This window comes from Bacteroides sp. GM023, from assembly GCF_014750685.1.
Lineage (GTDB): Bacteria > Bacteroidota > Bacteroidia > Bacteroidales > Bacteroidaceae > Bacteroides.
In genome coordinates this window covers 149,083-175,890 of sequence record NZ_JAAXGE010000010.1, presented here as the reverse complement: position 1 = coordinate 175,890, position 26,808 = coordinate 149,083, and the positions used below count along the sequence as shown (strand labels likewise).

Annotated in this window: 19 protein-coding genes; 14 read left to right on the top strand and 5 right to left on the bottom strand. The window is 40.9% G+C overall.

The genetic code is table 11. The annotated features are described in order from the left end of the window. Positions 1-7: 7 nt before the first annotated feature. The 14 genes from HC965_RS20930 to HC965_RS20865 all read left to right on the top strand — a co-directional run bounded on the left by HC965_RS20930 (position 8) and on the right by HC965_RS20865 (position 18,469). The gene (locus HC965_RS20930) at positions 8-2,071 is read left to right on the top strand and encodes a WG repeat-containing protein (protein ID WP_191033279.1); all 2,064 of its coding nucleotides are present in this window, start codon (positions 8-10) and stop codon (positions 2,069-2,071) included. Between the two features lie 11 nt (positions 2,072-2,082). Beyond that, a complete protein-coding gene (locus HC965_RS20925; protein ID WP_223854968.1) occupies positions 2,083-3,300 on the top strand; it encodes a hypothetical protein in 1,218 nt (405 codons plus the stop codon). A gap of 39 nt (positions 3,301-3,339) precedes the next feature. Then, a complete protein-coding gene (locus HC965_RS20920) occupies positions 3,340-3,888 on the top strand; it encodes a hypothetical protein (protein WP_191033278.1) in 549 nt (182 codons plus the stop codon). 366 nt (positions 3,889-4,254) lie between these two features. Continuing rightward, positions 4,255-5,466: a radical SAM peptide maturase, CXXX-repeat target family gene (locus HC965_RS20915; protein WP_191033277.1), complete on the top strand. Its 1,212-nt coding sequence runs from the start codon at positions 4,255-4,257 to the stop codon at positions 5,464-5,466. Between the two features lie 4 nt (positions 5,467-5,470). Next, entirely contained in the window at positions 5,471-6,412 is a 942-nt protein-coding gene (locus HC965_RS20910; RefSeq protein WP_191033276.1) for a CXXX repeat peptide maturase, read from the top strand. Beyond that, positions 6,409-6,681, top strand: coding sequence for a CXXX repeat peptide modification system protein (locus tag HC965_RS20905; protein ID WP_191033275.1), 273 nt, complete (start codon positions 6,409-6,411; stop codon positions 6,679-6,681). Before HC965_RS20910 ends, HC965_RS20905 begins: the two co-directional genes overlap by 4 nt. A gap of 68 nt (positions 6,682-6,749) precedes the next feature. Then, entirely contained in the window at positions 6,750-7,223 is a 474-nt protein-coding gene (locus tag HC965_RS20900) for a lipocalin family protein (RefSeq protein WP_223854967.1), read from the top strand. Positions 7,224-7,468: 245 nt separating this feature from the next. After that, positions 7,469-7,996: a hypothetical protein gene (locus tag HC965_RS20895; protein ID WP_191033274.1), complete on the top strand. Its 528-nt coding sequence runs from the start codon at positions 7,469-7,471 to the stop codon at positions 7,994-7,996. Positions 7,997-8,018: 22 nt separating this feature from the next. After that, positions 8,019-8,969 (top strand): DUF6175 family protein, encoded by a 951-nt coding sequence (locus tag HC965_RS20890; RefSeq protein ID WP_191033273.1) that lies wholly within the window; start codon positions 8,019-8,021, stop codon positions 8,967-8,969. 12 nt (positions 8,970-8,981) lie between these two features. Then, entirely contained in the window at positions 8,982-9,902 is a 921-nt protein-coding gene (locus tag HC965_RS20885) for a hypothetical protein (RefSeq protein WP_191033272.1), read from the top strand. Positions 9,903-9,937: 35 nt separating this feature from the next. Continuing rightward, entirely contained in the window at positions 9,938-12,001 is a 2,064-nt protein-coding gene (locus HC965_RS20880) for a WG repeat-containing protein (protein ID WP_191033271.1), read from the top strand. A 63-nt stretch (positions 12,002-12,064) separates the two neighbouring features. Next, the gene (locus HC965_RS20875) at positions 12,065-13,282 is read left to right on the top strand and encodes a hypothetical protein (RefSeq protein WP_223854966.1); all 1,218 of its coding nucleotides are present in this window, start codon (positions 12,065-12,067) and stop codon (positions 13,280-13,282) included. Positions 13,283-13,791: 509 nt separating this feature from the next. Then, the gene (locus HC965_RS20870; RefSeq protein WP_191033270.1) at positions 13,792-16,932 is read left to right on the top strand and encodes a TonB-dependent receptor; all 3,141 of its coding nucleotides are present in this window, start codon (positions 13,792-13,794) and stop codon (positions 16,930-16,932) included. A gap of 13 nt (positions 16,933-16,945) precedes the next feature. Next, positions 16,946-18,469: a RagB/SusD family nutrient uptake outer membrane protein gene (locus HC965_RS20865; RefSeq protein ID WP_191033269.1), complete on the top strand. Its 1,524-nt coding sequence runs from the start codon at positions 16,946-16,948 to the stop codon at positions 18,467-18,469. Positions 18,470-18,552: 83 nt separating this feature from the next. Here the strand turns inward: HC965_RS20865 and HC965_RS20860 are convergent, their stop codons facing one another. The 5 genes from HC965_RS20860 to HC965_RS20840 form a co-directional block, all read right to left on the bottom strand. Next, entirely contained in the window at positions 18,553-21,171 is a 2,619-nt protein-coding gene (locus HC965_RS20860; RefSeq protein ID WP_191033268.1) for a DUF4962 domain-containing protein, read from the bottom strand. Positions 21,172-21,173: 2 nt separating this feature from the next. Then, positions 21,174-22,442 (bottom strand): sugar MFS transporter, encoded by a 1,269-nt coding sequence (locus HC965_RS20855; RefSeq protein WP_191033267.1) that lies wholly within the window; start codon positions 22,440-22,442, stop codon positions 21,174-21,176. Beyond that, positions 22,439-23,410: an ROK family protein gene (locus tag HC965_RS20850; RefSeq protein ID WP_191033266.1), complete on the bottom strand. Its 972-nt coding sequence runs from the start codon at positions 23,408-23,410 to the stop codon at positions 22,439-22,441. The genes HC965_RS20855 and HC965_RS20850 overlap by 4 nt, the downstream gene beginning before the upstream one ends. A gap of 29 nt (positions 23,411-23,439) precedes the next feature. Continuing rightward, positions 23,440-25,068, bottom strand: coding sequence for a Tat pathway signal sequence (locus HC965_RS20845; protein WP_191033265.1), 1,629 nt, complete (start codon positions 25,066-25,068; stop codon positions 23,440-23,442). A gap of 102 nt (positions 25,069-25,170) precedes the next feature. Beyond that, the gene (locus HC965_RS20840; protein WP_191033264.1) at positions 25,171-26,781 is read right to left on the bottom strand and encodes a sulfatase; all 1,611 of its coding nucleotides are present in this window, start codon (positions 26,779-26,781) and stop codon (positions 25,171-25,173) included. Positions 26,782-26,808: the final 27 nt, after the last annotated feature.

The following is a 26,808-nucleotide window of genomic DNA, read 5'->3' as shown; positions in this document are numbered from 1 at the left end:
TAATAATATGAATCGTATTTGTTGGCTGATTGTTTTCTATCTAGTGATGGGAGCATCAATTTTGAACGCACAAACCCTTGTGCCTGAACAAAACGGGAAAGGAAAATGGGGATATGTAGACCTCGACGGAAAGAAAGTGATTGATTACAAATTCAAGGAGGCTTATCCTTTTATTGATGGTAGGGCGAAAGTTAAAAAAGGGGATAAGTGGGGATATATTGATACGAGAGGTAAAGAGGTGATAAAGATAAAGTATTCGGAGATGTACGAATGGAATGGTGATTATTGCAAGATTGCGGAAGGAGGAAGTGTAAAGGATGGAATTCTTAGCGGTGCGAAGTGGGGGTATATCAATCGGCGTGGAGATGTTATAATGAAAGCTGAGTATGACGAGATTGGCTTGTTTAAGGATGGTCTTGCCTATGTAATGAAAGGAGGAAAATATGGCTATATAGATGATGGGTTTCATGTTTTCATTCCTTGTAAATATGCTGCTGTCGGAACGTTCAATGAGCGTGGATATTGCTGGGTGAACGAAGGCGGCAAATTTGATAAGAAAAAGAATCGGGATGTTGTGAAAGGCGGAAAGTTTGGCGTGTACAAACGTAATGGTGACCTTGTTGTTCCTGTAAAATACAAAGCTATCGGGACTTTTGAAGAATTAGCGCCTGATGCGAATCCGTTGATGGCCTCAATTTATAATGATCCGGAATACATTAAGCAACTTAGAAAAATAAAGAAAGAGGGGTATGCGTTAATGCGGTATACTCCTAATATATTTAGCTTTAGCTTAAAAGTATCATCTTCCGAATTTGATTTCTCTGAAACGAAGAAATATGTGGAAAGTCATACTAAAGAGTTGAATGAGTCCTACTTGAAAAAAATGTCAGAGGCGGAACGGAAGTTGTCAGAAGAGTGTGGCAGTTTTGAATTGCTGACTTATGACTTATTGTCTCCAAAGAAGTTCAGTACATTGTCTATGTCGGAAAACACCTATATAGTAGTGTCTAATAAATTTGGATTCTCTAGTTTGAATGGAGAAATGCATAAATATGACTATAGGAAAGCGAATGAAAAGTATTTTCATAAAATAGGAGTGTTTGATGGGGATGGTAATATGCTGTTGCCGCCAGATAAGTATGATTTGGCGTATTGCCCCAGTGATGGTTTTATTTCGTTGGCTCGCGAGAAAAAGAAAAGAATACAATCGAATTATTACAATATCAGATCGGGCAAATTACTTTTTAAAGATTGGGTGGACGTTGAAGTAGTCACTCCTTTTGAAAAAGGAAATGCTGTCATTGCAACTAATGGGAAACAGTATTTGATAGACAAGAATGGTCGTAAAATATCGAATGACTATAGTTTGATTCTGCCAATGAGGGAGAGTATATATGTAGTTAAGAATGGTGATAAATGTGGTATTATAGATAGTATCGGACACGAAATTATTCCTCCTACTTATAATTTGATTAGCCCTGTCAGCGAGGGACTTATGTGTGCGCAAAAGAATAAAGGCGGATTATATGGATTCCTTGATAAAAAAGGAAACTATGCGATTCCGGCTATGTATGAATCAGCTCGGTCTTTTAAGTACGGGTGGGCTAGTGTGCGCACAAAATCAGGTTGGGGTGAAATAGAACCGGACAATAAGATGGCTGTGGAATGTAAGTGGAACAATACAGCCGTAAAAACAGAATGGAAGCCGAAACTTCTATGGGTGCAAAAAGAAAATAAAGGCTTGTGGTACTGTTGGTCAACCGAAACAAATCAATTGGCTTTCAATGTCGGGTATACAGGCTTTAGAAATTTTAATGCGGACTTTGAGGGAGTTGCTGTGGTTTGGGATAAGAACAATAAAGTCGGATGTATTTCTTCTGAGGGTAAAGTATTGATTCCTTGCATAATGCCAAATGGAGATTTAGCGATTAAGGCTTATTCACAGATGCTCAATCAAGGGATGGAGACATGGAAAGAAATAGATACTTACAGGTTTGTGATTAAGAATAATCAGGAACGTAATAAATGTGAACTGACCGGAACTATAGAAAATGATATGTGGGACTATTAAAGAATAAGAAAATGAGAAAAATAAGACTTTTAATATCGATATTATTGGCAACGTTCGTACTATCTGAATCTGAGGCGCAGGAGACTGCTCAACAGGATATGAAATATCGCCGTAGTTCTATTTATAGTATACTTGTAAGCCATAGTGAACAAGATTTCTGTGACGAGATAAAAGACCAGTTTTTGGCAATTCCTGTTCCTGACAAATATAATGATCATGGATTGAGTATAAATGCTGTTGTTGTAGATTGTAAAGGAAAATATACGGAAGATATTACGGGCTTTGTGAATCGTAATCATATAGCCAGTCGGCTCGTAGGAAAATGGTTTAACAGGAACATCCTGACAGGAGAGTGTGATATGGAACTGGTAAAAGAACGTGGGCTTTATAACGCATCGGAATTTGACAAGGAATTGGCAAAACGTTCAAAAAGAGGAATTGCTATGTTGCAAGATGCGGGAGAGGATTTAATAGGAAATACATACTTATTGGTAAACGAGGTTCGCTATATAGATAAAAATGCCCGTGCCAAAACATGGGGACTTGCTTTGACTGTTCTTGGCGGTGTTGCCGGAATGGCTACGGGGAATAGTGATTATGCTAAACTGGGGCAGAATTATGGCGATATTGTAGCTACGCTGAAAGGTTTCTCTGTTAAAATACATACTCGTCTTTATCAATTGATATGGAATGAAGAGATTGCGAACCAGTTTTATACCCTTTACTATTCGGAAAAAGCGGATGAGCAAAAGAAGCTGGCTTTCGAGAAGAATCGTGGCGCGTTTCAGATGAAGTATATTGGTGAAGTGGAATCCAGCGGTGCTAAAACGTCTTTCTTGGGAATAAAAGAAGAAGAACCCTTACAGATGATTCGTAAAGCCTGCCAACGGGCTATTGATGAAAATGTGGCAGACTTACAAAAGAAATATGAGCAATTTAAAATAAAAGCCCCAATATTGAATGTAGAACCTGCTATTACTGTGCAGATAGGACAGAAAGAAGGTGTCGGAAAAGATTCCAAATTTGAAGTTCTTGAAGCCAGGGAAGTTGAAGGCAAGATTGAATACAAACGGATGGGTATTATTAAACCTGTTGCTAATAAGATATGGGACAACCGTTATATGGCTGCGGAAGAAGGTGCTTATGGAGCAGATTTGAAAGCTACAACTTTTGTTAAAGTAAGTGGTGGTAATTTTTATCCGGGGATGCTTGTTCGAGAAATCAAATAGGATTTGACTCTCTTTAATATTCACTTAAATTAATTATTTATGAAAAAGAATCAAAAGCTGAGAAGCGGCTTATATAGTCGGTTCTTAAAGAAAGTAGGATTGTTTTGCATCGCGTTGGCTTTATTACCTTCGTTGTGCTACGCAATTGATTGGACACCTAAATATGCAGGAGGAATGCATATTGGTTATGGAACGAGTTCGACAGTGAACGATGCGAAGACCTATTCTGCCCGTGCCATGTTGGGAATGCTACATGGAATTATGTGGGGTGATTATCTTCAAACATCTATTGGTGTAGATGCCCACATGCTGACGCATTATTACAAAGGTCAGGGTTTGCGTTTTGCCATGACGGGTTACGTTGATTTGCGGGGCTTTTATCCTGTGACCTCAGATTTTTCACCATTTCTGGATTTAGCATTGGGTGCAGGACACTCGCTGAAACCGTCAGGTGGTAAAACTTCTTTCTATTGCGAATTCGGGCCGGGAATAAAGTATAAAAAGTTTACTCTTAGTTGCGGCTTACAGAAATTCGGGAAAGACAAAGGTTCTTCTCATTTTTATGTAAAGACAGGTTTTTATTTCTAACATTTAAAGGATTATATTTATGAAAAAGAAAAATAATAACGACGAAATAATTTCTAGAAGACAGTTCTTTAAGAAAGCGGCAGGTTTTGTCCTTCCGGCAATAGCATTAGTTGCATTACCCAATGTTCTTACATCGTGCGAGATTGACGAACCACCTTTGGATGATGTTAATGGTGGCGGAGGTTGTTCTGATTGCAGTGGTAAATGTAAGGATGCCTGTAGCGGATTGTGTACAAGAACTTGTGCGTCTACGTGTGTGGCGAATGCTGCGAATGTACCTACTAATTGTAATCATACCTGTAAGGGAAAATGTTTTGTAGGTTGTTCGAACATATGTTTACATACAAGTAAATGATAATTGAACAGATGAAGATAAAGGAACAAGATGCAGGTTGGCAGTCTGGCATGGACAAGAATATCACATTCATTGTAACAAAGGACTGTCAACTAGCTTGTAAATATTGTTATCTCGTAGGTAAGAATACTAAAGAACGTATGCCTTGGGAGATAGCCAAACAGGCTATTGACTATATTTTGGAACGGGAAGATGAATTCCGGGAAGAATCCGTTGTATGGGATTTTATCGGAGGAGAGCCTTTTCTGGAGATAGACTTGATAGATAGGATTTGCGACTATATTAAGATAGAAATGTTTCGACGGAATCATCATTGGTTCAACTCTTACCGTTTCTCATTTTCAACTAATGGGATTAACTATCATGAAACGAAAGTACAGAATTTCATAAAGAAAAATAGAGAGCATTTAAGTATTGGCATTACTATAGACGGTACGGAGATGAAGCATGATTTGAATCGAGTTTATAAAATAACGGGTAGAGGTTCTTACGCTGATGTGGTGCGTAATATCCCATTATGGCTGAAACAATTTCCTAATGCAGGAACGAAAGTTACTATCAGTAGTGCGGATATTCCTTATATAAAAGAAAGTGTACTCCACTTATATAGTCTTGGCATTCATGAAGTTAATATTAACTGTGTTTTCGAGACTGTTTGGAAGCCGGGAGATGAGCATCTTTTTGAAGAGCAGCTTATACAATTGGCTGATACGATTATAGATGAAGGATATTATCAAGATTATGCGTGTTCATTTTTTACAGAACATATAGGTAAACCTATGGATTGTGTATTGGACAATCAGAATTGGTGTGGAGCCGGCATGATGCTTGCTGTGGATGCTGCCGGTAACTTCTATCCCTGTACTCGTTTTGCCCAATACTCTTTACGTAATAAGAAAGCATGGATTATCGGAAATGTTCATGAAGGCATTGATAAGAACAAACTTCGTCCATTCTTGACTCTTGACCGTTGTACACAAAGTACACAGGAGTGTATTGATTGTGAGGTGGCTAACGGCTGTGCATGGTGTCAAGGAGAAAACTATGATGCTGCTGATACGCCAACTATTTATCAGCGAAGTACAGCTATCTGCAAAATGCATAAAGCACGCGTTCGCGCCAATAATTATTATTGGAACAAGCTCTTCCGTAAGTTAGAGCTAGAAAGTGGGTGTGATGTGGAAGAAAAAAAGCATAAGAAGTCAAACAATGTAATCTGTTGAGACTATGATTCAATACTTGATTATACAATTAGATGACACGAGTGTCTCCTTTTGTCATTACGCTAATTCTAGAAGAATATGCAAGCTGATTGCTTTGGATGATTTGAAAGCTGGTATTCTTTTTGCCATGAAAGAAAATCTGTCGATTCAGTTTGTGTATCCTGATTATGCGCTGCCCGATGAGTATAAAAAGACAATAGGAACGATAGATCATAGTAAAATTGTTCCTGCTGGTTACCAAGGGGAAGCGGACGTGGTTGTTTTCGAGGACTGGACAAGCTTTGTGAACTATAATTTTAGTTTGACTCAGACTTATGTACTTCGAACATCGAAGAGTGCTCTCTTTAACAATTATTCTTCTTTAGCTGATATTTTGGTAAAGATATATCGTTTAAATATCGTTTTTACTGATATTGCTGATTTTACTGAAGAGGATTTCAATGTTTATGCGCAAGTGTTACAATCCATTTCGAAAATGATCGATGTATGTTTTCAACAAGGTAAGAGCCCGCAGCTAAATTTATTGACTGACCGCATGATGCTGGATAGGATGAATAACTGCAATGCCGGATGGGAAAATATAACGTTAGCTCCTGATGGGAAGTTCTATATTTGCCCGGCTTTCTATTTGGAAGATGGAGTAACTGCTGTAGGGGATTTGCAAACCGGACTTGACATCAAGAATCCACAACTTTACCGTTTGGATCATGCTCCTTTGTGTCGTATCTGTGATGCTTATCAATGTAAACGTTGTATTTATTTAAATAGGAAATCTACATTGGAAGTAAATACTCCTTCACATGAACAATGTACCATTTCGCATATAGAACGAAATGCAGCCCGTTCATTATTGGCTGTTATCCGTCAAACTGAGAATACTTACATGAAAAATGTAGAAATAAAAGAAATAACATACATGGATCCTTTTGATATAAGAAAGAAATGAAAAAAGTAATTGGAAAAGTGACGGAGGAAGAGAAGTGTGAAGTTCAACAACTCTTTGAACGTCAGAATGGCTTGAATGAATTGGCTAAAATTGTATCTGTTGATAATGAAGCTTTATATGAGAAATTGGTAAAAGACTTAGGTGAGACTGGAGTCAAATTTCAAGACTGGTGGAATCGTATGGCGGATTATTATCAGTGGGAGAACCGAGAAGGCGCTCATTGGGAAGTTGATTTTGTGACTAATGATATTTATTTAGTTTATGAATGAGGTCTTCTTGAATTAATATTGGGAATGAGTGATTATTTAGTATAAACAATTAGTAAAATTAATGTGTTATGAGAAAAGTTTTATGGAAAGTGGCCACATGTATGGCTGTAGTGCTATTATCGTTTGGTGTATGTTCTTGTGGCGATGACGACGAAGATTCGGTTGGCTCACGTGATTTGTTAATCGGAACTTGGAATGGAGTGTACTATCTAGATCAGGAATGGGAAGATGGCGAAATGGTGAATAACCATAAAGAGGATTTTGTAAACGGTACCAACCGCTATTCTATTGAATTCAAAGAAGATGGAACTTACGTAGAGAAAGATGTTTATAATCTTTCAGGTGGTACTAACTATTATCATGGTACATGGACATATTCAGGTAATAAGCTTACCATTATTGATACCGACGACGAAGGATATACAGAAGTTTGGACAGTGACCAAGATGACTGAAGCGGAGTTAGTTTATGAACTTCGTGAAAAAGAAAAGGAAGATGGAAGTGTGTACGAATATTATGAGCAGCATGCTTTTGTGAGATAATTTTTACTCGGAAAAGGTGCTCTTTGCATTCTTATAGGAGGAAAATAGGGGAGTGATGATAAGCTCCCCTATTTTGATGCTAAAAAAACATATCATTATAATCACTATTTTTTAATGTTTAAACACACATTTATACAGTTTATGTTCAAACTCGGATTTTGTGTACTTTTTTGTTTAAACAAATTGGATACCTTTGCCATATAGCAAAAGGTGCAAAACAAGAATACAAGCTAAATTTGAATATTATGAAGAAAGTATTATTAAAACCGGTTCATTACGCAACCGAAGTCTTACCATTATTAATTGTCGTATTTTTTTCTTTTCTTTCCACTTCACTATGTGCACAGAATGTGGAGCAAAATATAGATAGACGATATGATGTAATTTGTGAAGGAAATGGAGTCGAAGGCACTTATTTAGTTCGTGTCTGGGTGTATGCAAACAAACAGAATCTTAAGCCGGAACAGATACGGAAATATGCTATTCATGGAGTTATTTTCAAGGGTATTACAGGCAGTTCGAAATGTAATGGGCAGAAACCGTTGGCTAAGAGTCTGTCTGTAGAAGAAGAGAACGAGAAGTATTTCGATGAGTTTTTTGAAAAGAAAAATGCCTATCTCAATTTTGCCACTATTGTTGAAGGTACATTTGAACGGGTGAAAGTTACCAAACGTCAATATAAAATAGGTGCCGTTGTTTCTGTTTCTAAAGATCAACTACGTAAGCAACTGGAAACAGATGGTGTTATCAGAGGGTTGTCTACTGGTTTTTAATATGTGATAAAACTATTGGAATATGAAAAAGATATGTTATGTTCTTGTTTTGCTGATTTATTCGATTAGTATGTTCGGGCAAGCTAAGAAGCCTGAATTAATGGTTGTTCCAAGCCTGCCATGGTGTAATGAAAGAGGGTATGTGATGGAAATGAACGCTGATTTGGGTAGTGAAATTCTGCCGGATTATAAAAAGGCGCTTGCACAAGATAAAGATTTGATGAATGTTATTTCCAAAATTGGCATTTTAATGGCTGATAAGGGATTTCCATTGAAAGATCTTTCTGCTTCAATAAAAAATATGGAGATAATCAATGCACAGAATACTATGACATTGAGTAAGAATTCCGGCGCAACATTGGTAGAAAGCGCTCTCGATATGTTGAAACGGACAGCTAAATGCGATATTATTTTGGAAGTCGATTGGAGCGTTAATACGATGGGGCCGAAAAAGTCTGTTACGTACAATCTTCGTGGAATTGATGCTTATACTAGTATGCAGGTAGCTGGTGCGCAGGGAACAGGCACACCTTCTTTTTCCGCAGAAGTTCCGGTATTGGTGGAAGAAGCAATTTTGGCTAACATGGATAACTTTACATCACAGTTGCAGACTCATTTTGATAATCTTTTTGAGAATGGCAGAGAAGTAGCTATTGATATAAATGTGTTTGATACTGGACAAGGTATTGATTTAGAAACAGAATATGGAGATAACGAACTGATAGACGTGATAGAAGACTGGTTGGAGAAACATTGTGTGAAAGGACGTTTCAGTAAAGCGGAAGGATCGGAGAATTTCGCAATGTTCAATCAGGTCAGAATACCGATGATGAGCGAAAGCGGGAAAGCAATGGATACCGAGGATTTTGTGAAAGAACTTAGGAAAGTATTACGGAAACCTCCTTATAATCTAACTTGTAAAGTTGTTCCTCGCGGATTGGGAAGATGTCAACTGATAATAGGTGATAAATAAAAAAGAAGAATCATGAAAAGATTTATAAGCATATTAATTGTATCGCTGATATTTTTTAAAGGAATGTCTGCGCAAGAATGCGATACTCCCATAACTGTAGTGATGCCTGAACATATTGAAGGATTAAATGAGGCGCAAATAGACTATTTACGTTCTAAGATGGAGCAACTGGTTGTTTCGCAAGGAGTTTCTGCTGACTTTTCTTATACTCAGTTTGTTTTGACGGCTGATGTGGCGGGTATGCAGAAAGAAGTCGTACCTACCGTACCTGCTAGTGTAACTTGCCAATATGATGTTATTATCAAATTGATTGATAGGGCAGGGGCGAAAACGATGGCAATCCAGACCGTGAATGCGAGAGGGGCCGGTAATACAGAAGCGAAAGCTATGCAGAATGCCCTGCGACTTGTCAATCCTCAAAACAGGAATTTGATTGATTTTATAAAGGGAGCAAAGAACAAGGTACTCACATATTATAATGAACATGCAACACAAATTGTATCTCAAGCACGTCGATTGGCTAACCTTGAAAAATATGAAGAAGCATTTAATTTATTGGCTTCTGTTCCTGAATGTTGCAACAAGTACAATGAGGTGACTCGTGAGATAATAGCCATCTATCCGAAAGCACGGGATAAGGTCGGTGAAAAGTTCTTGAAGGAGGCACGGCGGATATGGACCGTAGATCAGACGGGTGCAGCAGCGGAAGAGGCTTGTTATTGGTTGTCGTTGATTGATCCGAAATCTTCTGCTTATGCTGGTGGAGAAAGGCTTTATGCAGAAATCAAAGACAGAGTGAAGGTGGAAGTACAACATCAGATGAAGATTTATGATGATAAGGTTGATCTGATAAAACAACAGATAAATGCTGCGAAGGAAATAGGAATGGCTTATGGCAAAGGGCAGCAAACAGAAATTAATGTGATAAAATAAACAAGGATTCATTGAACTAAAACATTTATGACGAAATGAAGAAAAGCGTATTGATAGGTTTGATAACTCTCATCATTATGGGAGGAACGGGTTCTCTATCTGCTCAGGATTTAACGCTTCAGCGGGATAAGAAAGGTAAGGTAGGGCTTGTGGACGCAAAAGGCAAATTTGTGGTTAAGCCTAAGTATGATGAGATAGGTAATTTTGAAGGCGGACTGGCGAAAGTGCGTATTAAAGATAAATTTGGATTTATCAATGAAAAAGGAGGAATTGTACTGAAATTGCAATACTCGGTGATTGAGGACTTTGTAGATGGTGTAGCCAAAATCTGTATCGGCGCAAAATATAATAAGAAAACAGATGATCTGGAAGGTGGTAAATGGGGATATGTGAAAGATAATGGCGAAATCCTCATAAAGCCGGTGTACGATGATATAGAGTATTTTAATAAGTTTAATATCGCTAAGACCAAGAAGGGAAAAGTGTATGGCTGGGTTTCCAGATATGGAAAAGAGTTGATTAAACCGGAATATACAGAAATAGGAGAGTTGATTGACGGTATGGCACGTGTTTGCAAAGGTGGCAAAATCGGCAAGAGTGGACAATTGGAAAATGGTAAGTGGGGATTTGTAGATGATGGTGGGCGTATCGTCATAAAAGTTAAATATCGTTCTGCCGGAGAATTCTGTGAGGGAGTGGCATGGGTAGGAACAGGACCTACGCAATATAGCTATATCAACAAGCAAGGGATGGTGATAAGTGAAGATTCTTATACTAATCACGATGCCCATAATGGCATTATTATTCAGCAGAAAATGCTGAAGAAAAAAGAAAGCAAAACTGGAAAGCGCGGGATATTCTATGGTATTTTGGACACGAGAGGAATGGTACTGGAAGATTTTGTTTATAATGCTATTGCTATGAACCAGTATAACTGGGCATCTGTTATGGATATGAGTACTGAAAAAACTTATTATTTGCATAATGAGAATGGTAAGATCGTTAAGCTGGAAGCGGGTACTTTGGACTTTAATTTTAATAATGAAATAGAAAGATATGTTATCGGTGACAAATCCGGCTATGTACGACGGGATGGAAAGATAATGATTGAGCCTAAGTATAAGCAATTGGGGGATTATTCCGATTACACTATTGCTTCGGAAAATGGTTCTAGCTTTGGATATTTGTCTAAAACCGGTGATGTTTTGATTCCCTTTGAATATACCAAAATTTCGGCTTTTAACGATGGATATGCATCAGTTTGCAAGCAAAATAAATGGTACGTTATTGATTCGAAGAATAATGTAGCTCTTACTACCGATATGGATTATCTGGGTATTTACTCTGAGGGATTGATTCCCGCAATGAAAGGTAGTAAAGCCGGATTTATCTCATTGGATGGAAAAGAAGCTATGCCTTTCGATTATGAAATGGTGTCATCCGTGCATAAAGGAAAATTCAATTTCAGGGAGAATGGCAAGTGGGGAGTTAAAGATGTCAAGGGAGCGGTCTTGTTGGCTCCGGTTTACGAGGATCTCTCAAACTTCTATGATGAATTAGGTAATAAAGTATTGGTGAATGCCGGGAAGTTCGGATTACTAAATTTTGAAGAAAAGGAAATCTTGTCTCCTACATTCGATTTTCTAGGACTGGATAGCCAGAATGGTATCTATATCGTTTCTCAAAAGATTGATCAGAGTAACTGTAAGAAAGCTGCTGATATTATGAAAGAATACATAATGAGTGAATCTCAAAAAGGCTTGCTTGATTCTAATTTGTTTGCTAATTTGGGAGTAGATGCTAATAAAGTGAAGAACAAAGTAGCGAAGAAAATGCAAAAGGATGGTGATTTTGCACCTGAAAAATTTATCGGTCAGTTTCTTTGGGGAGCTGTATCAAAAGAGGGAAAAGTTATTATCGAACCTTATTGTCCGATCTCTCCATTATCAGCCTATCAGGTTGTCATTGGACAGTATGGACAGAAAAAGGTATCTGCCGATGACATTGAATATCTGATGAAGCATCCGGATTATTATATTGTAAATTACAATCGGTTCAAAGTAAGTGAAGTTATCCCTGAAGAATTGTGGGATTTTTAAATGAGATAGCAGAGAACACAGTAATAAGAATTTTAATTTGTCAATATAAAGAATTAATCGGTTATGAAAAAGAATATATTCATCGTAAGTTGCCTTATGCTGTTGGTTAGCTCTACGATCGGAGCGCAAGAACAAAATGATGAGCAGACAGCTAAATATAGACGGAGTTCCATTTATTCGATGCTCGTGCGGCATACTGAAAAGACGTTTGGTAACGAAATTATGGAAGAATATCTAAAATTGCCTGTTCCGGACAAATATGATAATCATAATTTGAATGTGCGGTTGGTTGAAACAACAGATGAAAAGCAACAAGAGGAGGAGATTACCCGTTTTCTAGAACAGAATCAGGTTGCTAAAAGATTAGTAGCCAAGTGGTTTGAACGGAATAAAGAAACAGGAGTTTGCGATATGAAACTCATTTCGGAGAGGGGGCAGTATAATGCAACTGATCTGGATGTACGTTTGGCACGGAAGACAGCAAGAGGAGTGGCGACTCTTTCGGATGCCGGTGAAGAATTAATTGCTAATACGTTTATCATGGTGAATGATATTCGATATGTGGATAAAGAGAATACTTCGAAAGCATTTGGTATGGGGATACGTTTGTTAGGTAGTGTCGCTACTATTGCTACTGGAGTCAATTTCTCTGATATGGGTGATAATGTGGCTGCTTTGGCGGAAAGTATCAAAGGATTTAAGGTAATTGTAAACTCTTATCTCTATAAATTGGAATGGAATGACGATATCGCTAATAAATTCTATGCGCAATATTATTTGGATGGACCTGACAAGGTGAAAGCTGAAGAATTCTTGAAAGATAATGGGACTTTCAAACTTAAGTTTATAGGGAAGCAGTCGGTACGTTCTAATAAAACAACGATGTCCAGTAATTATGAACCGGCTGATATGATTCGCAAGGTGGTTTGTCGTGCATTGGATGAATCTGTATTGGAGCTTCAGCGTAGTTTTGATGTCTTTAAAGTTAAAACTCCACTTTATGGCGTTAATGGGAAAGAAATTTATGCTCAGGTAGGATTGAAAGAAGGGGTCAGTCAGGAATCAAAATATGAGGTGTTGGAGAAGAATCTGGATGAAAGTACAGGAAAGACAACCTATAAAAGAGTAGGAGTGATAGAACCAGTATCCGGAAAAATTTGGGATAACCGGTATATGGCTGCCGAAGATCAGACGCTTAATTCAAAATTAAAATATACCACTTTCAAGAAGGTTAGTGGTAGCGATTTTTTCGAGGGCATGTTGATTAGGGAAATAAAGTAGAGGGGAACTTAGTAGTTGAAAGGAAAGGTGCCAAAAGTCTGATGAAATGAAATCGACTTTTGGCACACTTTTTTTGTTATTATGTTTATATATAAAGTCTTGGAAAAATTATATAGCAGAAAAGAAACAAGAAAAGTAAAATAAAGTTTGTTGTTCTTAATCTAACTATTTATATTTGCAAAATCCAGCTAGCCCCAGAGGGGGCGGCGGGGTTATTTTTATTTAAGAAAGGCGTTTACCAAACGTTATCTTCTGAACTCAAATCTCGCAAATTTGAAATCTACAAGAAGATAAGGCAACGGAAGCGTCCACTTAGGATGTGTTATCAAACATTATGTTATGCATAGTGTTCTGTATATCTCATCTGGGCGTGGGCTAGCTGTGTTGCTTATCCTTGTAGATGGGCAATGCGAGAGCCTGAGTTCGGGATAAGCAGAAGTACAGACTCCCATGCCTTTTTTTTATTACCGCTCAATCCGGGGAGGCTATAAGCTATAAATAACACGCAAATGAATTACAATGCTCCCAATTCTTTATTTTATTGTCTGAATGTAGTCCCTATTAAGATTCTCGGTTCTTTATGTGCTCTTTTCTTGTGCGTGGCTACATATGCTCAAGATGTCACTGTGCGGGGTAAGGTCACTGCTCATGGAGAGGGAATGGCCGGTGTGACTGTGGTTGTGAAAAGTAGTAACGGACGATTGGGAACAATTACCTCAATCGATGGTAATTACTCATTAAAAGTAGACGGGAAAGCTACTCTTGCCTTTTCGTATATCGGTTATGAAACCATGGAAGTTCCGGTAAAAGGACGTGCGACCATCAATGTAGAGATGAAAGAAACTTCTCTGGCTGTTGACGAAGTAGTCATTACCGTACCTTATGGTACTACTAAAAAATCCACCTTCACAGGTTCGGCCGGAGTGGTTGATAAGAAGTTGATTGCATCGTCTCAGGTTAGTAGTGTATCAAAAGCTCTGCAAGGTAGTGTAGCAGGCTTACAATCGTTTTCAACGAGCGGACAACCCGGCGAAGATGCCAGTATCTATATTCGTGGTATCGGTTCGGCCAATGCATCTACTACGCCACTTTACGTAGTGGACGGTGTTCCTTACGATGGTGCTTTGTCCTCCATCTCTTCACAGGATATTGCTTCTATTACTGTGTTGAAAGATGCTGCGGCTGCTACGTTGTATGGATCACGCGCTGCAAACGGTGTAATTATGATTACCACCAAACAAGGTGTTGATTCTGCTCCGGTTATTGAACTGTCTGCCAAGTATGGTTTTTCAAGTCGTGCGGTAAGAGATTATGACCAGTTGGGTACCAATGATTATTTCATGCTGCAATGGGAGGCTATGCGCAATAAGTATATGGATGACGGTCATTCGGCAGAAGATGCTGCGCAAAGATCTTCATCCGAGTTGATCTCTACTATCGGTATCAATCCTTATGGAAGCAAATATGGACAGCCGGTGGGTATAGACGGCAAACTGGTGGCAGGAGCTACGCCCTTGTGGGACGATAGCTGGGAGGACGCTTTAACGCAAGACGCCCACTATACGGATTTAAGCGCCCGAATCTCAGGTGGAAGTAAGAAGACGAAATATTATTTCTCGTTGGGGTATCTGGATGATCAGGGGGCATATATCTGTTCAGGTTTCAAACGTTATACATTGCGTACTAATATTACTTCCGATTTGCGCGGCTGGTTACAGGTCGGCTTGAATGTTTCGGGAACTCATTCTATTCAGGATTATCCGAAGCAGAATGATACCGCAATCGGTAACATCGTATTGGCAGCACGTTCATTACCTTCCTTTTATCCGGTATATGAACGGAACGCTGATACAGGCGAATATTTGCGGGATGACGATGGAAATAAAATCTATGACTACGGGAATTATCGTAAGAGTTCTTATCGCGGGTATAATTTTGCCCAATCCATGCCTTATGACAAAAATGAAATAAAGAGAGATGCGGCTTCGGTACGCGGATATTTGCAGGTAGCTCCACTTAAGGGGTTGACTTATAAGATGTCCTTGAGTATAGATTACAATAGTAAGTTTTCGCATGATTATACAAATCCCACTTATGGAAAAGAACCTTTGGTAGGCTCGGTGAGTAAGCGTAATTACCGGACTACAGGTATGACATTCAATAATGTGGTAAACTGGGAGCGTAATTTTAAGGAACTTCACAATATTCGTTTGATGGCAGGTCAAGAGTATTATGAATACAACACCTCCAACTTCGGAGGATCACGTTCTGGTGTCATTACTGATGGCTTTTTTGAGCCGGACGCAGCTTCTACATTGACAGGTTTCAGTGGAAATAGCGATCAGTATAAATTGCTCAGTTATTTCGGTAGTGCCGAATATTCTTTTAACCAGCGTTACTTTTTATCGGCATCCATGCGTACTGACGGTTCATCCCGTTTTCATCCCGACAACCGTTGGGGAACATTCTGGTCGTTCGGTGCTTCCTGGAAAATCCATCAGGAATCTTTTATGAAAAATGTCGCCGACAGATGGTTGTCAAATTTAAGCCTTCGTGCCAGTTATGGTGCTCAGGGCAATGATAATGTGGGTTATTATGCTTATCAGGAATTATACAGTATCGGTAGCTTTCTGGGTGAGACTACTCTTCACACTTCCCGTCTGGCAACTCCTGATTTGTCATGGGAAACGAACTTGAACTTTAATATCGGTTTGGACTTCGGTTTCCTGAATAACCGTATCAATGGTACGATTGAATATTTTAACCGTGCGTCTAAAGATTTGCTGTTCAGCCGTGATTTAGTACCTTCTTCCGGTTTTAGTTCCATTGACGCCAATATTGGTAAATTGAAAAATTACGGTTGGGAATTTACAGTGAATGCTACGCCAGTATTGACCCGCGACTGGACATGGCGGTTGTCGGTAAATATGACGACTTATAAAAACAAAATAGTGCAGCTACCTACGGAAGTAATGTGGCAAGGTAGTAAGAAATGGGTGCAAGGCGGTTCATTGTATGACTTCTGGCTGTATGAATGGGGTGGCGTAGATTCTGAGACAGGAAGTGCACAATGGGCTTATTATGACGCTGACGGTACAAGGCATTTGACCGATGACTATTCGGCCCTGACTTCTGATAAGAAAGTGAAAGCGGGTAGCTCTTTGCCGAAATTGAGTGGCGGTTTCCAGTCAGACCTTACATGGAAAGACCTGTCATTATCTATGTTGTTCTCTTATGGTATCGGTGGAAAAATCTATAATAATGATATAACGATGCTGATGAGGGTAAACGGCGGCAACGGGGATAGCATGAGTAAAGAACTCCTGAACCGCTGGACACCGGAAAATACAAATACAGATATTCCCCGGTTGACACAGGATGGTACAAGCAAGTTCACTTCCTCGTCTACACGTTGGTTGGTAGATCGTTCTTTCCTTCGTTTAAAGACAATAACACTCAACTATAACTTACCGAAGAAATGGTTGCACCCGCTGACTTTGAAGGATGCAAGCGTGTTTGTTCAAGGTGAAAACATGCTGACATTCAGTAAACAGCAGGGACTTGATCCGGAACAGCCGGTCAGTGGTATGGCTTCTTTCCGTTATCCGGCTATGAAGACAATTTCATTTGGTATCAATGTAAAACTTTAAAATGAATACAACAATGAAGATAAACCTTAAAAATGTATGTGGAGTTATTTTGATGGTATGTGCGGTAGTATCATGTGATTTGAATACTACTCCTACCACTTCATTAGACGCTCCGAATGTATATAAAGATACGAAGAATGCGGAACGTGTGTTGAGGGGTGCGTGGAACTATATTTTTAATTCGGGTTCCACTTATGCGTCTATTGGCATGGGTTCCATAATGCTGAATGATGATTTTGCCGGTTCGGATGCTGTAAGGACAAGAAGCTACGGTTTCTCTGGAAGTTATAACCTGACAAACGGATATTCGCGCGGCGAATATAATGGTGTGCTTTGGGATTTGATGTATGATCCGATTAATAATTGTAACGGTATATTGAAGTACATAGACGATGTGGCGGGTACTAAAGAAGATAAGGCTAGAATCAAAGGACAGGCTTTTGCTACCCGTGGTTATGCATATATGATTTTGGCCACTCATTATTCTTTTGCTATTGATAAAGACCCGAATGCAGTTTGCGTTCCAATATATACAGAACCAACAGATAACGAAGTCGCCTTGACAGGAAAACCGGCTTCCAGTGTATCTGAAGTATTTGCCCAGGCTTTGAGTGATTTGGAAGATGCCTTGTCGCTTATTCCGGAGAATTATTCACACGGAAATGATGCAAATGCTCAATATCAGATTGATTATTCTGTGGCGTTGGGTTTGTTGGCACGTACTCATTTGTATGCTCGTAATTGGCAGAAAGCTTATGACTATGCTTCAGATGCTTTGGCTATCAATTCTTATTTGATGAATGAGAATGAATATAAAAGTGGTTTCAATGATTATACTAATAAGGAGTGGATGTGGGGTTTATCGTGTACGATTGATGACAATATGCCCTGTTATCTGTTTTATTTCAAAGACTGTACATCCGATGCTTATACAAGCCTCAATGCCGATCCGTATTTCAAGGAAGAGTTTGAGGAGGGGGACTACCGTAAAGATTTGTTCGATTGGGGACAGACGGCTTATGGAGACTGGGCTATGTTGAATAAGAAGTTCATATTTAAAGACCTCGACAATATGTTGGCGGATTTAGTCTTGATGCGTACTTCGGAGATGTATCTGATTAAAGCTGAAGCGGCTGCTCATCTGGCAGGTAAGGAAGGTGAAGCACAACAGTTATTGCAGACTTTGCGCAATGCACGTATGAAAGAGGGTAAAACAGCATCGGTAGTTACAGAAACCGGTGATGCATTGATACTGGAAATATGGAAAGAACGTCGTAAAGAATTATGGGGTGAAGGTTTTGCGTTGACTGACCTCATCCGTAACCAGCAATCGGTAGAACGTAAGGAATATGACGGAAAGATTACAGTAGGGGGGAAAGAAATATCTGTTAAGGGACATACTATTATCAGTCTGCCGGATAATACTCCCTTTGTCCCGAATAGTAAATATTACTTGTTCCGTATTCCTGAAAAGGAAGAGTTGCAGAATACCGGACTTTATTCTAAATATCCGAGATTGTCTATTTATGATTTATAAAATCATCTATCTATAGAATTGTCCCATTATTCTTTTACTGTCAAAAGAATAATGGGACAATTTTTTGGTTTAAAGGATGTTGATTATATCTCAAAATCAGGCAAATAGTCTGTCAGAACCTTACTGACTTGTTTACCTTTCACTTGGTCAGTTACAATCGTTGCACCTTCCTTCTTACCGGCATCATAATTCAAGGAAACTTTCTCTGCTTTATTGGTGACATTGATAGCGGCTTTCCCTTTGTCTGTCAGATTACACGTGATAATCCAGTCGCCCACCTGCACAGTATTACCTTTACGAATAACTTTCATATCGGGACGATTATTTCCATGTGTATCCATAACCGTTAAGAAACGGGCAGTCTTGCAAGGAACTGTTGTAGAAGAGAAATGCCAGTGGTTTGGATATTTCAGAGCCTTACCTTGGGCATTCGTTACATTTTTCCAGTTGGTAGGAGCACAGAAGAAAGTATCTACAATGGCTTGTTCTGTCTTAGCTGAACTGAACAGATGAGCAACGGATATACCGCCGGCTTTATTCTTTCCGGTAACTTTTACCTCATTAGGTAATTCTTGCATTTCCATAGGAAGTTCTACCGTATGCAGAAGATAACTCCAGGTAACAGCTTCTTTACCTTCCAATTCATCATAGATTACATACACTCCGGTAGTTCCTAATTGAATACTGTGGCGGCGGAACATATCGACTTTGTTCTTATCCCAACCTTTTTCAGGCGTGTATTGAGTGTCGGATAGTTCACCGCGTTTCAGCCACAGGGGAGAAGTCACTTTACCATAAGCATTGGAAGCATCTCCGACCATATATGAAATCTTTTCCCCTTCATACCAGCGTGGAATCCATCCGTATCCTTCTGTCCCGATTTTCTGTGTCATTCCGTTGACTAGGATACTATTATGTGCACGTGTGTTACGATAGGAATACATACAATGATCGTCCGTGAATCCGGTACGGTGTCCGCTGCTGTAGAAGATTGCTTTTCCACCATAGAATGTGTTGAAAGCATTCTGATTGGCAAGCGCATGAGAAGTAGAACCGTAAGGACTGGAGCGGAATGAAAGCATTGCGTTCTTGTCTATATCTCCCAAAGAAGTATGCATCGTTGCAATTCCCGTTTCGTTGAATACTTTTGCCATGGGAAGTTCTGCCAATGAGCGTTCCTCTTTAGGCAAAGACTTCCTGGTAGTACAGCGATACCAGGTAAGGTCACCGGATTTCCCTAAGAATGTTTTCTTCATAATATCAGGTTCTTTTTCCAATATCGCGCGGGCATAAGCGGCTGCCCAAGGATTGTTACATTCACGAGCCAATGCATCTGCATAACCAACACGTGTACCATTCGGCTTCATTTTCGTCTCATGCGAATTACCTTGTCCGGCAGATTTTGAGAATGGTGGCTGCTGATAAATGACATAAAGTGCATTGTTATTGTACCAGGGTTCAGCAAAGAAATCGAACCCGCTGATACGTGAGTAGAAGGCGGGAACTTCGATTAATGTACGGAGATTGACATGGAAATAAGAATCACCGTTGTGCCATCCACCATCCGTGTTAAGTCCCGGCAGCCGGGATACCCATTCATTGTAGCAATAATCTACCCAGGTAGAAGACATCGGGAGTTCGCCATACGTAGCAAAGGCCGCCATATTCAGAATACGGAAAGTCATTTGCCAGACATGATTGTCCGCAATACGATTTTCAAGATGGTTGACATATTCGTGATAGAACTTCTTGCCGTTGTCGCGGATGGTTCTTAAAAGTAGCTTTTTCTCTTCCGGTGTCAGCAGGTTATACCATGCGTCATAAGCCGAAGTACTCATAGACAGGATGGTGGAGCGGTTGAAGTCTCCTGCAAAGTATTTACTGTTCTTCCATGAAAGGATTTCGGAAAGACGTTTGATACCCTCTTTATAATATACCTCATCTTTAGTCAGCAAATAAGCACGTACCATTGCTTCGATATTCGCTTCTTCACGGTCTACAATCTTCCGGCTTTCACGAATCAGAGCGGAACGATACTGCACAATATTTGTCAGTTTGACAACCTGTGTCGTATCAATCTCTTCTTCCAAATGTTTCAGCGGATGATTCAGGCATTTGTTTGCTTTCGTGATATACGCCTGTGCTTCCGGGTTATTCTTATTCCGTTCGATAATGTTATCCCAGTCGTTGGCATCGAGCAGAATACGGGGGTGGGCTTTAGGTAATTTGACCAATACTTCTTGTAGTGAAGGCGGGTTGAAAGTGCGTGTCTGACCATCTACATAGAAATGGTAAACAGGCGACCATTCTTCTTTGCCGTCTTTATCTACATAGGCATGTTGCCAATACCATTTCCCTTCCCCGAACAATTTGAAAGGATTGAAGAAAGCCCACTTCCTTTCGGCAGTAATCACCTCTGACTTAAATTCCGGTTCACGTGCAATACGGATGCGGTAAGTCACTTCCGGTTTGAAATCCTCTTCTTCTACACCGTCAAGTACGGCACCAAGGTGAGGAAATTTGTCCGGCCACATAAAGCGTGGGGGATTGACTGCAATATGCTGTCCATCCAGCGGGGAAGGCGTTTCGCGGACTTCGTGCATCAGTGTCTGTTGACTTAGATGCATGATGCCCTTTTGCGCATATCCGTTTGCAGACAGCAAGAGAGAGAACAAAAGACAAATATAGGTTCGTTGTTTCATAATCATACTTTTTTAAACAGCTCTTTCAATTTCACTGTCTTATTGTTAATCAACGGGCGAGCCCAAAAACCGATAAAGGTAATGTATCCTACAAAAATTAAAATGAACAGCATACCTGTGCGAAGAGAAGTAGCATCCGCTATCGTACTGACAATCATCGGGCCACCGGCTCCGCCTACGATTGCCGAACACAGAATACCGGCAAAGGAACCGTGATGTTGTGATGCTGAATTTAATGCTAATGAGAATACGATGGAATACATCATAGAAATACTGAATCCGACGGCAGGGAAAGCTATTAATGATACCTCTTTACTTCCGAATAGTGCAGAAAGTAACAGTACAATCGTCAATACGCCTGAAATCTGTAACAATCGTTTGCTGTCAATCAGTTTCAGTAACAACATACCTACCAGGCATCCGGCAGTCATCAATCCCCAAAAATAGCTTACTGCCTGTGCGCCGTCAGTTTGAGGATTTACCCCATGATATTGTTCGAGGAACGTACTCATAAAGATAGAAGTTCCCTGTTCCGTACTCACATAGCAGAAGATTCCCAGGAAGAACAGCCATACATATTTCTGCTTGAATAATGCCAGATATGAATCTTTTGAACCGCTTTTCTCGTCTTCTTTCAATTCGATTTTCGGGAAACGGGATGCGCTGACAGCAATCAACATGATTAGCAGAATCAAGGCAAATATCCAGTAAAGAGATACCCAGGGCATTTCTCTTGGAGTGACATCGGCCAGCAAATCAATAAAGAAACCTTTTCCAGCCGTATAAGTTACAGGATCGAGTTCCCGAATCAGGTATGTATATACCAATGGACTCAGAAAGGAAGCGATTCCAAACATGAACTGTGCCAGTTCGGCGACGAACGCATAGTTTTCTTCTCCGCCTACGGTGCGTTGAAGCGGATTCAATACGGTTTGTAGCATAGCCATTCCCAGTCCGATGATGAAAGAAGAAGCGAGTAACATCGGATATGTGTGCATGCAGGCAAAGAGGATAGTTCCGATAAATGGCATCAGGAATCCGCCGAATAGTACAGGCTTTTCACCGAAACGGTCGATCAGCAGTCCGGCAGGGATGGACATGATGGCGTAAGCCAGGAAAAAAGAAGTCGGGATAAATCCCGCCATTGCCAGGTCGCTCAGGTTGAAATTGTGAATAATGTCCGGAATGAGTGGTCCCAGGATATTAGTAATAAATGAAATGGTGAACCAGAACGCCATGATTAGCGCCAGCATTCCTAAATTTCTTTTCATAATCTGATTAAGTTGGGAGCGGAAAATTGAGTAAATACAAGTGAAGCGGCTCCGATACTTCCGGCTTTGTTGCCTAAGGCGGCAGCCATGATTTCCGTATTCACAGCACAGTCGGAAATGGCATAACGATGGGCTTTCTCACTTACTTTCTGAATATAAAAGTCTCCGGCTTCAGAAAGTCCTCCGCCTATCACAATCTTTTGCGGGCTGAAGATATTGATAAATCCGGCAATTCCATGTCCCAGGAAATCGCAATGTTCTTCCAGGGATTCGGTGGCAATCCTGTCGCCCTCTTTGTAAAGACGGACAATCAGTTCTCCGTTGATTTCCTCGTTCGGATAAGAGATACCCACTTCCGCTATTCGTTGGCTGAAACGGCGTACCAAAGCCGAAGTCGAAGCATAATGCTCCAGGCAGCCGACAGAACCGCAGGCACAAGGCTCACCATTGGCAATTAAAGGTACATGTCCCAATTCCGTTCCCCGGTTGGCATAACCGTTGAACAATTTCCCGTCGATAACCACTGCACCGCCGATTCCGGTTCCTACCGTTAAGAAAACAACATGAGTGGCGCCCTGACCGGCTCCGTACATAGTTTCGCCCAATCCCATCAGATTGGCATCATTTCCCAATAAAGCTGGGATTCCGGTTTCAGTTTCAATGCGGTCTGCCAAATGCAGATTTTCCCATCCTTTGATGTTTTCCGCTCCACCCAAAACGATGCGGTTCGTACAATCTACGATACCCGGTGTCCCGATTCCTATACCGTCAATCTTGAACTCTTGCTTTTCAGCAAAAGCCTTCACTTCATTGATGGCAGCAATCAACTGCCCGATGACAGCTTCAGCTGATACATCGGCTTTCGACGGCAACTTCCCTTGAAAATGAAATACGCCTTCATTATCAATAAGGGCGTATTTCACAGAAGTTCCGCCAAGGTCAATTCCTATAGCGTATTCTTTTTCCATATCACTAAGTAATATTTAATACTTGAAAATCACACTCTTTCTGCCCAAATCGGTGAACTCCAAGCCCATTGTCCGTCACGTTGGCGGGCGCGTACATAGTAATAATCCGTATCGCGTTGAGGCTCTTTGTCTTCCATATAGTGCTCTACTGTAAAGCAGCTTTCCGGCATGGCACGGTTGAAGAGGATTGCTTCGCTCAACCAACCTATCATAAAGTGTGAACGTGAACCTTCAAGTAATTCGCCCAATGTATGTTCAAACTTCTTGCCGTTGAATTCAGCAATAATCTTGCCGTCTTTCGGCATTTCCACGTCAAGAATTACAGCTTGCATAGCTGCTGTCGTAGTATTCGGATTCTTGCTGCTGTACATATCCAGTTCGGTTTCCTTGTCGCCAACAGACAATATACGGTTGACGTGTGTGTGGAATTCAGTCTCACCTTCCTGCGGAGAAGTGAAGGCTGCGCCACGGAAACAAGGAGTCACTCCATGTAGCTGTCCTTTGTCTAATGACAATTTACCCTGCCAATGTACGTATTTCTCTTCACGATTCCAACCAAAATCAACTTTAACTTTGCAACGTACCGTATCACCTTCCGGAGCAACCGGAGTCAACGGTCCGTTCATACGAGCTAAAATCTGACCGTTCTTTACAATATCTACATAGTCGATGCAGCTTTCACCTGTTACGTTCAGATAGATACGACGGCTGTTTCCACGAACTACATCTCCCATAAGAGCGTCATTCAGACGGAAATCTATAAGAATCTTATCACCCGTTGCGGCACATACGTGGCGGTTACGGAGAGCTTCCCAAAGAGCGTCGCGAGTCAATGACGGAGCCAGTACACCAATACGTCCGTCGCCATAACTTCCCGGATAACCGGAGTGCTGGTCGGTAGAAGCCATGATACCAAACTTATTGCCTAATTCAAGGCCATACTGGATCGTTCCTTCCCACTGACGTGGTCCCATATCGTGCAGATAAGGATAATCTCCCTGGTCGCTTTCTGCCAAACCGTGGCGGGAATACATTTCTACGAATGGAGTAATATCACCTTCAGTAAAGCAATTCCAGTTGTAACCGCGATAACCGCCCTGATAACCCATGTGGTGCGGAGTAACGAATACTTTGTGTCCTTTAGCTTTTTCTTTCCAGTCTTCGATAGAAGTACATTCTACAAGCGGTGCATCCAGGTCATAGTTCAGTGCAACATGGTCGCCATGCTCCATGCTATGGGCTTCGTATCCGACGAAAGTCAGGAATTCACCTTCCTTGTTATACTCATTAGTCATTCTTACATATTTCTCGTAGCCGCCTTCACGCAAACGCTTGAAAGCGCCCGTGTGGTAGTCGATTACCCATTTCAGACGAGGATCGTCTGCTCCGGGAATATCCGGCCACATGGCATGAGGGGTTACACTGACAAAATCCAATTGTCCTTTCGCTTCTTCAAAAGCATCGCGCATGTCGCCGTGTCCGTATGTGATGTTACAGTGGTTGTGTAAGTCACCCCAATACATTTTGAGGTTGCTTGCCGATGGCATGATTTTCTTGGCATCCTTGCTTCCCGGTGCACAAGAACCTAGTAAACTGCCTGAAGCTGCCAATCCGAGGAAAGACCAGCCTGTGTTTTTTAAAAACTTTCTTCTATCCATGGTTTTATCTAATTAATTCGGTTAATTCTTCTTTTTTGTAATTTGTACTAAATGTTATATTTCCCTCATCCGCAAGGAAACCTGGCTCCAGCGCCTCGCTGGCTAGCGGTTTTTCATTTGTCGACGGTCTCCTTTGAAAAGAACTTTCTCTTTTTCATCGGGGTCGGTGTCGTTATATTGTTTTTGGGTATCCTGAAGGAGTTGCATCAATTCTTTTTGTTTTTCTGCATATTCCGGTTTACCGAAGACGTTGTTCATTTCTCTCGGGTCGGCTTTCATGTCGTACATTTCCCATTCATCTATATCGTTGTAGAAATGGATGAGTTTGAAATCCTGGGTACGGATACCGTAGTGACGTTTTACGGAATGTTCAGCCGGATATTCGTAGTAATGGTAATAAGCAGCCTTTCGCCAGTCGGCGGGAGTTTGACCTCCGTTAACCAATATTGGTTTCAGAGATGCGCCTTGGATGTCAGACGGAATTTCCGCTCCGGCAAAATCAAGGAAAGTAGGAGCAAAGTCTACATTCATACTGATTGCGTTGCTGGTGCTTCCTGCTTTGATAGCCTTCGGATAGCGGATGATAAGCGGCATACGCTGACATTCTTCATACATGAAGCGTTTGTCAAACCAACCGTGCTCGCCGAGGAAGAAACCCTGGTCGGAAGTGTAGACAATGATTGTGTTGTCCAGTTCACCGATCTTTTCGAGATAGTTCATCAGTCGGCCGATATTTTCATCTACTGCTAATGTAGTAGCCAGGTAGTCGCGCATATACTGTTGATATTTCCAACTGATTAATGCTTTGCCTTTCAGGTCGCCTTTGCGATATTCTGCGATACGTTGTGCATATACAGAATCCCATTTGTCCTGTACTTCGGCAGGCATACGCTTATATACGCTGTAAAGACGGTTTGTCGTATCTTTCAACATCTCTTCGCGGGTCAGTAGTTTGAGGTCCCAATCATCGGTGAGCGTGTGTTCGATGGACATATCCTGTTCGCGTGCTGCCCTTCCGCGTCCTTCGTAATCGTCGAACAGGTTGGCGGGTTCGGGGAAAGTAGTATTGTTGAAGATACCCAGATAGCGGGGAGCAGGCATCCAGTTGCGGTGCGGAGCTTTCTGATGATACATCATACAGAACGGTTTGCTCTTATCCCGGCCTTCGAGAAACTCAATGGCTTTATCAGTGATAATATCCGTTGCATATCCTTTTTCTACGATATGCTTGCCGTCTTCCCAAAAGTCGGGGTCGTAGTAGTCACCTTGTTCGTGCTGACCGCTAAGGATGCTCCAATGATCGAACCCTTGCGGCTCACTGATAAGATGCCATTTACCAATCATGGCAGTCTGATAACCGGCTTGTTGGAGGAGTTTGGGGAATGTCTGCTGGTCACCGTTGAATGTACTTGCATTGTCGGTGAAACCATTTTCGTGACTGAATTTGCCGGTGAGGATACAGGCTCGTGAGGGGCCGGAAAGGGCGTTGACTGCATAGCAGTTATCCAAACGAATACCTTCGTTGGCAATCCGGTCCATGTTGGGAGTCTGAATCAAGTTGCCGCCATAGCAGGACATGGCTTGGGTGGTATGGTCGTCCGTCATCATAAAGATGATGTTCGGTCGTTTAGTTTCTTCTTTCTTCTGATTGCCGCAGGAAGCAAGGCTTAATGCAGCTAATGGAAGGAGTAGGGTAGAGGGATTGTTTCTCATAATAAAGAGTGTTTTTGAGGAGAATGT